This is a genomic window from Thauera phenolivorans (assembly GCF_001696715.1).
Taxonomy (GTDB): domain Bacteria; phylum Pseudomonadota; class Gammaproteobacteria; order Burkholderiales; family Rhodocyclaceae; genus Thauera; species Thauera phenolivorans.
On record NZ_MBFM01000001.1, the window covers coordinates 330,940 to 338,104 of the forward strand.

Sequence of the window (7,165 nt, forward strand, 5' to 3'; positions counted from 1 at the left end):
ACCCCTCCGCTCGCCCCCACGTTCGCGATCGACTCTCCACCCGCGACTCGCGCTCCGACCTCCTTGAGCAGCGCGTCGTTATTGCCATAGACGGAAAGATAGCTGCTGCCGTGGTCGATGATCAGGAGATTGCCGTAGCCGCGCAGCCAGTCTGAAAAGACCACCTCGCCGGCCGCCACCGCACGCACTTCGGTGCCACTGGCGGCGCGGATGAAGATACCCTTCCAAGTCGTGCCGCCTTCCGCTCTTTGAGCGCCGAAACGGCCCACGAGTTCGCCGCGCACGGGAAAACTGAGCCGCCCCCTGAGCTGGGCGAAGCTGACCCCGGTGGGCGTGGGTCGGGCGGTGCGGCGCGCCTCCCCCACTACCGGTTCGGCGCGCCTCGGCGGCGGTGCCTGTGGCACCGTCTCGACACGCGCTGCCGCGGCACGCTGGGCCGCGCGGCGCGCCGCTTCGCGCTCGGCGGCGGCACGCTGCTCGGCGGCTCGCTTTTCCGTCGCGCGCTTCTCCGCCGCCTTGCGAGCGGCCTCGCGTGCGGCCCGTTCGCGCGCCTGGCGCGCCAGGGTCTCGATCAGGCTGGACAGACGCTGCTCGTCCTCGCGCAGCCCCGCAACCTGTTGCTGCTTGCTCTTGAGCTCCTTCGAGATCGCCGCCAGCGCCTCCTTGCGCGCACCCTGGACCGCGACCAACTCCGCCCGCCGCTTGCGCTGCTCGTCGGCGAGCGCAGCAAGGCGATCTCTGCGCCCGACGATCTCGGCCGCACGGGCGGCCTTCTCCCGCAGATCGCCGCGCAGATCCTCGATCAGCGCGAGACGGGCGCGACCGAGGTGCTCGAGGTAGTGAGCATCGCGCGCGAGCTGCCCCGGATCACCGGCCGCGAGCAGCGGCGCGATGCCGTCGCTCGAGCCATACATGTAGTGGCGCCGCAGCCAGGCGGCGAGTTCGTCCTGGCGGCCGGCGATGCGCGCCTCCACCTTGCCCTGCTCGGCCTCGAGCGCGGCCAGCGCGGCTTCGGTCGAGCGACGTTCGGCGTCGGCCTCGAGCAGGCTGCGCTGTACGCGCGACACCGCACGCTCGGCCTCGGCCAGCGCCGCGGCCGCACTGCTGCGCGTGCGCTCGGTGTCTACCACCTCCTTCTGCAATTGACGGATGCGCTGCTTGATCTCGTCGAGGTCGGACCGCTTCTCAGCGACCTCCCCCGCCATCTGCGCCCCCGCATGCCCGCCCATGGCCAGCGACACGCCGAGCAGCACGGCCAGCAGCGACTTGCGCGCGGCACCGGAACGGGCCTTCCTCATGCCGCGCGTCCGCCTTGGCGGCGCTCGCAGCGCCCCGTTCCGGACGCAGTCAGGCGACCACGAAGGGGCTCTTCGAGAGGGGAGGTTCCTGCGGGGCAACGCAGCGCAATCTGGTGCATGCTGACTCGGATTCGGTAGGGATGGGTGAATTTGGCGGCAACTTGCGCCCAAAGCGGCCGGCACGGGAGCACGATTGCCGATCCAAGCATGTCCCACGCCGATATTTTATACTACGCGCTTTGCCCGGCCCCACCATCGTGAGCAACCAAGACGTTTTCTCGCTGATCGAGAAGCACGAGCACATCGAAACCGCGGCTCGCGCCCTGAAGGCGATAGCGCATCCGCTTCGGCTCAAGATCCTGTGCGTGCTCGGCGAAGGCGAGGTCTGCGTGCAGGACATCGTGGACGCGGTCGGCACCACGCAGAGCAACATCTCCCAGCATCTGGCGATCCTGCGCGACAAGGACGTGCTGCAGACGCGCAAGGACGCCAACCGGGTGTACTACCGGGTAGGCGACCAGCGTACCTTGCAGCTGATCGTGCTGATGCGTGAGGTGTTCTGCGGCGACGACCCCGCCGGCGAGTGAGCATCGATTTTCCTTCCCCCCAACGGAGCAAGCATTTCGTGGAATTCCTGCAAGAGAACTGGTACTGGGCCGCACTCGCCGCCGTCAGCGGCGGCTGGCTGCTGGTCGAAACACTGCGCAGCCAGGGTGACAAATCGGCGCTGTCCCCGGTCGAGGCGACCCTGCTGATGAACCGCGAGGAAGCGGTCGTGGTGGACGTGCGCGACCAGGCTGAATACGCCCAGGGCCATGTCCCCAACGCCAGGCACGTGCCGCTCGGCGAGATCGCCCGCCGCACCGGGGAACTGGAGAAGTTCAAGTCCCGCCCCCTGATCCTGTGCTGCGCCAGCGGGGCGCGCTCGAACACCGCCGTCGCGCAGTTGCGCAAGGCCGGCTTCGAGAAGGTCTACAACCTCCGCGGCGGCATGTACGAGTGGGAAAAGGCAGGCCAGCCGATCAGCAGGAAGCGCAAATGAGCGATCAAGCGACCGTCCGTATGTATGCCACCGCCACCTGCCCCTACTGCATTCGCGCCGAGCAGTTGCTTCTCCACAAGGGCGTGACCGACCTCGTCAAGATTCGCGTCGATCTCGAGCCCGCGCTGCGCGAGGAGATGCGAACGATCACCGGGCGGCACACGGTTCCGCAGATCTTCATCGGCGACTACCATGTGGGCGGCTGCGACGAGCTGTTCTCCCTCGAGCGCGCAGGCAAGCTCGACCCCCTGCTAAGCGGCGACGCTGCCTGAACGCAGCCGCACGCCACATCCGATTCCTGATTCCTGATTCCTATTTCCTATTTCCGGGCCACCCGTCATGAGCGAAAACAACCAACCCGTCTTCTCGATCGAGAAAATCTACGTGAAGGACCTCTCCACCGAGGTTCCCCACGCACCCAAGATCTTCCTCGAGCGCGAGACGCCGCAGATCAACGTCCAGCTGCGCAACGAAGGGAAGGCGATCGAGGACGGCCTGTTCGAGGTCGTGCTGACGGTCACCGTTTCCGCCAAGTTCGATGCCGATCGCACCGTGTTCCTGGTCGAGGTGGCGCAGGCCGGCATCTTCCAGATCCGCAACGTTCCCGCCGAGGACCTCGAGCCGGTGATGATGATCGGCTGCCCGAACATCCTCTTCCCCTACGCCCGCGAGACGGTGTCGGACGCAGTCACCCGCGCCGGCTTCCAGCCGGTGCTGCTGTCGCCGGTCAATTTCGAGGCGCTCTACCACAGCCAGCGTCAGCAGGCCGAGGCGCAGCAGTCCGCCGGCGAAATCCCGGTGCAGTGAGGCCGGCCATGCGCGCCGCCCGCTCCCTGCGCATCGTCTGCGCCTTCACCCTGGCGAGCCTCGCCGGCCTCGCCCAGGCGATCGAATTCCGTTCGGTGGCCGCGCCGGCGGTGCTGTACGACACGCCCTCCGACAAGGGCAAGCGCCTGCGCATCGCCGCGCCGGGCACGCCGGTCGAGGTCGTCGTCACGCTGGACAAGTGGATCAAGGTGCGCGACGCCAGCGGGTCGATCACCTGGATCGCCCATGATGCGCTTTCCGCCAAGCGCACCCTCCTGGTCACCGCCGACAGGGCGGTGGTCCGCACCCAGCCCGACGAGGCCTCGCCGGCGGTGTTCGAGGTAGTGAAGAACGTGGTCCTCGAGTTCGCCGCACCCGCTGCGGACGGCTGGGTCCAGGTTCGCCACGCCGAAGGCGGAACCGGCTATCTGCGCATCGGCGAGGTGTGGGGACTGTGAGCGCCGCGCGCATCACGGTTTTCGGCGCGGGGGCGTGGGGCACCGCGCTCGCCCAGGCCTTCGCCGAGATGCACGAGGTGAGGCTGTGGGCACGCGACCCCGCACAGATCGAGGACATCGCCCGTTCGCGCGAGAACCGTCGCTACCTGCCCGGTCTGGCGCTGAACGAGGCGCTCCGGCTGGAACCCGACTTCGCCGCCGCGGCGGCCGACGCAGACCTGCACCTGGTGGCCACGCCGCTCGCGGGCCTGCGCGGCACCCTCCGCGGACTGCGCATGCTGCAGCCGGGCACGCCGATGCTGTGGGCGTGCAAGGGCCTGGAAGCGGGCAGCGGCAAGCTGCCGCACGAGATCGTCAGTGAGGAGTTCGGCGCCGAAGCCGCGTGCGGCGCGCTCACCGGACCCAGCTTCGCCGCCGAGGTCGCGCGCGGCTTGCCGACGGCGATCACGCTCGCCGCCGCCGACCGCGGCTTCGCCGAGCACTGGGTCGGGCTGCTGCACAAACGGCGCCTGCGCATCTACGCGAACACCGACGTCGCCGGCTGCGAGGTCGGCGGCGCGGTCAAGAACGTCATCGCGATCGCCGCCGGCGTGTCCGACGGGATGAGCTTCGGCCACAACGCGCGCGCGGCCCTCATCACCCGCGGACTCGCCGAGATCGCCCGCCTCGGTCGCGCCCTCGGCGCGCAGACCGAGACCCTGATGGGACTGGCCGGCATGGGCGACCTCATCCTCACCTGCACCGGCGACCTCTCGCGCAACCGCCGCGTCGGTCTCGCGCTCGCCGCGGGCAAGACACTCGACGACATCCTGCGCGAGCTCGGCCAGGTCGCCGAGGGCGTGTCGACCGCGCGCGAGGTCGTCGCGCTCGCCGCCCGGCTCGGCGTCGAGATGCCGATCTGCGCCACCGTCGATGGCATGCTGCACCGCGGCCTCGATGCGGGGCTGGCGGTGGAACGACTGCTCGCCCGCGACCCCAAGCACGAGTGAGACGGCGCGCCGCGCTGGGCCCTCAGCCGGTCACCGCACCGCCGAAATCGAACTGCCGCCAGGCCTCGTAGACCACCACCGCAACCGCGTTCGACAGGTTCATGCTGCGGTTGGTCGGCCGCATCGGAATACGCAGCCGAGCCTCGGCCGGAAACCCCGCCAGCACGTCGTCCGGCAGGCCGCGGCTCTCCGGGCCGAACACGAACACGTCGCCCGCAGCGAAGGCCGGCGCGTCGTGGCGGACGCTTCCCTTGGTCGTCAGCGCAAAGAAGCGCCGCCCCGCGAGCACCGCGCGGCACGCCTTCCAGTGGGGATGAACGCTCACGCAGGCCAGGTCGTGGTAATCCAGTCCGGCGCGCGCCAGGTGGCGGTCGGAGAGTTCGTAGCCCAGCGGCTCCACGAGGTGCAGACGCACCCCGCTGTTGGCCGCGAGGCGGATGATGTTACCGGTATTGGGCGGAATCTCGGGCTGCAGCAGGACAACGTCGAACATCGGCGAAGGACTCGAGAACGGGGCTGCCGCACTGTAGCTCAATCGGGCGACGGCGTGCGGGCGAGCACCAGGTTCTCCACCCGCGCAGCACCGCGCTCCTTCAGGCAGCGCGCCACCGCGTCCAGGCTCGCGCCGGTGGTCATCACGTCGTCGACCACCACGATGCGCAGCCCGGAAAGTTCGGCGTCGCAGCGGAACGCCCCGCGCAGGTTGCCGAGCCGCTCCGCGCGGGCGAGCGTGGCCTGGGCCGGCGTGTCCCGGACCCGGCGCAGCCGGTCGAGTTCGAGTGGAACGCCGCAGGCGCGCGCGAGCGGCCGCGCCACCTCCACCGCCTGGTTGAAGCCGCGCTCCTGCAGGCGGCGGCGATGCAGCGGCATCGGCACGATCAGGTCCGCCGCCGCGGCTCGCGCGCTCGCGCGCTCGCGCAGGGCCTCGCCGAAGAAGCGCGCGAGCGCCAGCCGGTGACCGTACTTCAGCGCCTGCAGCATCACGTCGAGCGGAAAGCGGTAGTCGAACACGGCGAGGCTGGCGTCGAAGGCCGGCGGCGCCGCGCGGCAGGCCGCACAGCGTCCGTCGCTGGTGCCCGGCAGGGCGCACACCGGGCAGCAGAGTGCCGGATGGGCCGGGAGTTCGGCGCGGCAGGCATCGCAGACAAGGACCCGCCCCGCCGCGCTGCCGCACAGGAAGCAGTCCTGCGCGAGCAGGCTCCCCGCCACCTCCGGAAGCAGCCGCCCGAGGCGGAAAAACGCGTTTGACAAGGCTTTGGGCGATCACGGAACATATCGGGTTCACAAATCTAGACCACGCTCGCGAAAATGACAATTGCAAATTCCGCAGGTCGCCGCGACAAGCCCGCCCACGTCATGCCGGAAGCACGCCCGGCGAGGCGCGTGCAGCGATGAGCGAGAGCGGGTTCCGGCTCGATCATCGACTGCTGCGGCACCGCTTCGGGCGCGCCGCCGCGCGGGTGGATGGCGCCGACCTGCTGTCGCGCGAGATCGCCCGGCGGATGGACGAGCGGCTCGAATACATCCGCATTGTCCCCCGCCGCGTCCTCGACATCGGCTGCGGCACCGGCGCCGATCTCGCCCTGCTCGCCGCCCGATATCCTGAGGCGCAGGTGCTTGGCGCGGACTTCGCCCCGCCGATGCTCGCCCGTGCCCAAACGCGCCAGCCGCGCGCCGGGCTGCTGCGGCGACTGGTCGGTCGTGCCCCCGGGGGAGCAGCCCTGTTTGCCGCCGATGCGTGTGCCCTGCCGCTCGCGCGCAACAGCGTCGGCATGCTGTGGTCGAATCTGATGTTGCCGGCGCACGACGACCCGCTGCCCGCACTGCGCGAGATGCACCGCGTCCTCGAGGTCGACGGCTTGCTGATGTTCTCGAGCCTTGGCCCCGACACCCTGCGCGAACTTCGCGCCGCCCTGCCCGATGCTGCCGGTGAGCGGGTCCACCGGTTCATCGACATGCACGACATCGGCGACGCCCTGGTGAAGGCCGGCTTCGCCGACCCGGTGATGGACATGGAGATGCTGACGCTCACCTACGCCGATTTCGACACCCTGTTGCAGGACCTGCGTGCCAACGGCCTCACCAATGCCAGCCTGCGCCGCCCGCGCGGCCTGTCGGGGCGCGGCGGCTGGGCGGCGGCGCGCGCCGCCTACGAGCGCCTGCGCCGCGACGGCCGACTGCCGGCAAGCTTCGAGATCATCCAGGGCCACGCGTGGAAGGCCGCGCCGAAAACCACCGAGGACGGTCGCGCGATCGTCAGCTTCCAGCCGCGGCCGCCGCGCCGCTGAGTTCGCACCGAGCCCGAGCCATGTCTTTCACGCCTACCTGGCTGTTCGACCTTGACAACACGCTGCACAACGCCAGCCCGCACATCTTCCCCCACATCAACCGCAGCATGACCGCCTACCTGGAGCGCCATCTCGCGCTCAGCACCGATGAGGCGAACGCGTTGCGCCAGACCTACTGGCACCGCTACGGCGCCACCCTTCTCGGCCTGATGCGCCACCATGGCACCGACCCGCACCACTTCCTCGCCGAGACCCACCGCTTCGCGCGGCTGCACGAGATGGT

Annotated in this window: 10 protein-coding genes and 1 pseudogene; 8 read left to right on the forward strand and 3 right to left on the reverse strand. The window is 69.8% G+C overall.

The window, feature by feature from the left end:
- The coding region (locus BB334_RS01545; protein WP_083200260.1) for a murein hydrolase activator EnvC family protein at positions 1 to 1,298 on the reverse strand (1,298 nt) is incomplete at its 3' end.
- A 257-nt stretch (positions 1,299 to 1,555) separates the two neighbouring features.
- Here BB334_RS01545 and BB334_RS01550 point away from each other — a divergent pair.
- From BB334_RS01550 to BB334_RS01575, 6 genes are all read left to right on the forward strand, one after another.
- Positions 1,556 to 1,885 carry an ArsR/SmtB family transcription factor gene (locus BB334_RS01550; RefSeq protein ID WP_068804392.1) on the forward strand — a complete coding sequence of 110 codons (330 nt, stop codon included), beginning with the start codon at positions 1,556 to 1,558 and terminating at the stop codon, positions 1,883 to 1,885.
- 38 nt (positions 1,886 to 1,923) lie between these two features.
- Complete coding sequence (locus tag BB334_RS01555; RefSeq protein ID WP_068803652.1) at positions 1,924 to 2,340, forward strand: rhodanese-like domain-containing protein; 417 nt, start codon at positions 1,924 to 1,926, stop codon at positions 2,338 to 2,340.
- Positions 2,337 to 2,612 carry a glutaredoxin 3 gene (gene grxC, locus BB334_RS01560; RefSeq protein ID WP_232756623.1) on the forward strand — a complete coding sequence of 92 codons (276 nt, stop codon included), beginning with the start codon at positions 2,337 to 2,339 and terminating at the stop codon, positions 2,610 to 2,612. The genes BB334_RS01555 and grxC overlap by 4 nt, the downstream gene beginning before the upstream one ends.
- A 67-nt stretch (positions 2,613 to 2,679) precedes the next feature.
- A complete protein-coding gene (gene secB / locus BB334_RS01565; protein ID WP_068803656.1) occupies positions 2,680 to 3,147 on the forward strand; it encodes a protein-export chaperone SecB in 468 nt (155 codons plus the stop codon).
- Between the two features lie 8 nt (positions 3,148 to 3,155).
- Positions 3,156 to 3,605, forward strand: a complete 450-nt coding sequence (locus BB334_RS01570) for an SH3 domain-containing protein (RefSeq protein WP_068803657.1) — start codon at positions 3,156 to 3,158, stop codon at positions 3,603 to 3,605.
- Complete coding sequence (locus BB334_RS01575; protein ID WP_068803659.1) at positions 3,602 to 4,594, forward strand: NAD(P)H-dependent glycerol-3-phosphate dehydrogenase; 993 nt, start codon at positions 3,602 to 3,604, stop codon at positions 4,592 to 4,594. Before BB334_RS01570 ends, BB334_RS01575 begins: the two co-directional genes overlap by 4 nt.
- A 22-nt stretch (positions 4,595 to 4,616) precedes the next feature.
- Here BB334_RS01575 and BB334_RS01580 read toward each other — a convergent pair whose 3' ends face one another.
- Together BB334_RS01580 and BB334_RS01585 are read right to left on the reverse strand one after the other, a co-directional pair.
- On the reverse strand, positions 4,617 to 5,087 hold the full coding sequence (locus BB334_RS01580; RefSeq protein ID WP_068803661.1) for a tRNA (cytidine(34)-2'-O)-methyltransferase: 471 nt from the start codon (positions 5,085 to 5,087) through the stop codon (positions 4,617 to 4,619).
- Between the two features lie 38 nt (positions 5,088 to 5,125).
- Positions 5,126 to 5,845, reverse strand: a complete 720-nt coding sequence (locus tag BB334_RS01585; protein WP_083200226.1) for a ComF family protein — start codon at positions 5,843 to 5,845, stop codon at positions 5,126 to 5,128.
- A gap of 140 nt (positions 5,846 to 5,985) precedes the next feature.
- Between BB334_RS01585 and BB334_RS01590 the strand changes: the two genes are divergently transcribed.
- Together BB334_RS01590 and BB334_RS01595 are read left to right on the forward strand one after the other, a co-directional pair.
- Positions 5,986 to 6,882, forward strand: coding sequence for a methyltransferase domain-containing protein (locus BB334_RS01590; protein ID WP_068803663.1), 897 nt, complete (start codon positions 5,986 to 5,988; stop codon positions 6,880 to 6,882).
- 20 nt (positions 6,883 to 6,902) lie between these two features.
- Positions 6,903 to 7,165 (forward strand): annotated as a pseudogene (locus tag BB334_RS01595) (pyrimidine 5'-nucleotidase); the annotation flags it as partial.

What these genes read in the sequence shown, in the direction of transcription:
- BB334_RS01570 (WP_068803657.1), top strand. Translation starts at nt 3,156, where the DNA reads ATGCGCGCCGCCCGCTCCCTGCGCATCGTCTGCGCCTTCACCCTGGCG.
- BB334_RS01590 (WP_068803663.1), top strand. Translation starts at nt 5,986, where the DNA reads ATGAGCGAGAGCGGGTTCCGGCTCGATCATCGACTGCTGCGGCACCGC.
- grxC (WP_232756623.1), top strand. Translation starts at nt 2,337, where the DNA reads ATGAGCGATCAAGCGACCGTCCGTATGTATGCCACCGCCACCTGCCCC.
- secB (WP_068803656.1), top strand. Translation starts at nt 2,680, where the DNA reads ATGAGCGAAAACAACCAACCCGTCTTCTCGATCGAGAAAATCTACGTG.
- BB334_RS01580 (WP_068803661.1), bottom strand. Translation starts at nt 5,087, where the DNA reads ATGTTCGACGTTGTCCTGCTGCAGCCCGAGATTCCGCCCAATACCGGT.